The organism is Bradyrhizobium sp. BRP56 (assembly GCF_020194035.1).
GTDB lineage: Bacteria > Pseudomonadota > Alphaproteobacteria > Rhizobiales > Xanthobacteraceae > Bradyrhizobium > Bradyrhizobium australafricanum.
Genome location: NZ_JADYVV010000256.1, coordinates 1 through 379, shown reverse-complemented (window position 1 = coordinate 379; position 379 = coordinate 1). Strand labels below are relative to the sequence as shown.

Annotated in this window: 1 protein-coding gene; it reads left to right on the top strand. The window is 52.5% G+C overall.

Annotated features, from left to right (window positions below; genetic code table 11):
• On the top strand, positions 1-379 hold a 379-nt coding region (locus I6F38_RS43655), incomplete at both ends, for an AI-2E family transporter (protein ID WP_225164748.1).

Sequence of the window (379 nt, the reverse complement as noted above, 5' to 3'; positions counted from 1 at the left end):
TCGTGGTACTGCCTATCGCCTGGCAGCAGGGCATCTACTTAATCCGCGATATGCCAGGGATGCTTAATAAACTTTCTGATTTTGCTGCCACGTTACCGCGCCGCTATCCGGCATTAATGGATGCGGGGATTATTGATGCAATGGCTGAAAATATGCGTAGCCGGATGCTCAGTATGGGGGACTCGGTGGTGAAAATTTCCCTCGCCTCGTTGGTCGGTTTGCTGACCATTGCCGTCTATCTGGTGCTGGTACCATTGATGGTCTTCTTCCTGCTGAAAGACAAAGAGCAGATGCTGAACGCCGTTCGCCGGGTGCTGCCGCGCAACCGTGGACTGGCAGGACAGGTGTGGAAGGAGATGAATCAACAAATCACCAACTA